This is a genomic window from Priestia sp. P5_B4 (assembly GCF_056400385.1).
Map to the genome: position 1 here is coordinate 1 of NZ_JBFULJ010001106.1, position 1,096 is coordinate 1,096.

A 1,096-nucleotide genomic window follows, 5' to 3' on the forward strand; every position below is an offset into this window, starting at 1 on the left:
ACTTAACGTAATCAAACAAGGACTTGATGAAATATGATCATCTTTATTAGCGGAGGCGTTCGAAGCGGAAAATCAAGTGCAGCGGAGAACATGGTTCAAACTTTTTGTACAAAGCGCGCTGTTTATATTGCCACAAGCAGGCAAACAGATAAGGAAATGCAAAAACGCATCCAGCTTCATCAAAAAGAACGCCAAGCAGCGAACACGCCTTGGGTAACGATCGAGCAGTCTGTAGATTTACAACAAATTCTGCCAAATCTTCAAAGTGATGATGCTATACTTTTGGATTGTGTCACGAACTGGCTTGCCAATGAGCTTTTTTCAACAGAAAAAAGGTGGCAAACAAAAGAAGGGAAACAAGCGGTTTTTCGTCATATGAAAGAAACGCTCGATAAGCTGTTTGCGCAGTCTCAGACGGTTGTGCTAGTATCTAATGAACTGTTTGAAGCGGGCGTGTTAGAAGAGCCCACATATAGCTATATGAAGATGTTAGGGAAATTACATCAGTATATTGTAGAAAAAGCAGATGTGGCTATTTGTGTAGAAGCGGGAATCTATCGTTTTAAAAAAGGAAAGGAATGTGTAGATATATGAAAGAATGGATAGCCATACTACGAATTTCTCTCCAGTTTTTTACGATCTTACCACTGGCTAAAACCGTTCAATGGACTGAAAAAAGAACGGCACGCTCACTTTTTGTGCTGCCTTGGATTGGTATGTTACTAGGCTTGATGTTTTATAACTTTTTACAGCTGCTTCAATCTTCACCTATCACTACGATTGTTGATAGTATTTTAGTTTTGCTTTTACCGCTTATCTTAACGGGTGGACTTCATTTAGACGGCTGGATGGACGTAAGCGATGCCTATTTTTCTCATCAGTCAAAGGAAAAAAAACTGCAGATTTTAAGTGATCCGCACGTTGGGTCTTTTGCTATTCTTTCTCTTATGGTTCTGCTGCTGCTGCGTTTTAGTGCGATCTATGAATTAGTGTCTCTTTCTTCTTTATCAATTTGGGCATGCTTAATTGTCTTTACCCTTCCAAGAATTGGAGCAGCCTTTTTATTGATGAGAGATAAGCCCGCTAAAGATACGGG

Annotated in this window: 2 protein-coding genes; both read left to right on the plus strand. The window is 39.8% G+C overall.

The genetic code is table 11. The features are described from left to right. Positions 1-33 precede the first annotated feature (33 nt). The gene (locus AC1DRF_RS29180) at positions 34-594 is read left to right on the plus strand and encodes a bifunctional adenosylcobinamide kinase/adenosylcobinamide-phosphate guanylyltransferase (protein WP_427076260.1); all 561 of its coding nucleotides are present in this window, start codon (positions 34-36) and stop codon (positions 592-594) included. Then, positions 591-1,096, plus strand: a 506-nt coding sequence (locus tag AC1DRF_RS29185) for an adenosylcobinamide-GDP ribazoletransferase (RefSeq protein WP_477742466.1), incomplete at its 3' end; no start/stop codon positions are given. The genes AC1DRF_RS29180 and AC1DRF_RS29185, both read left to right, overlap by 4 nt.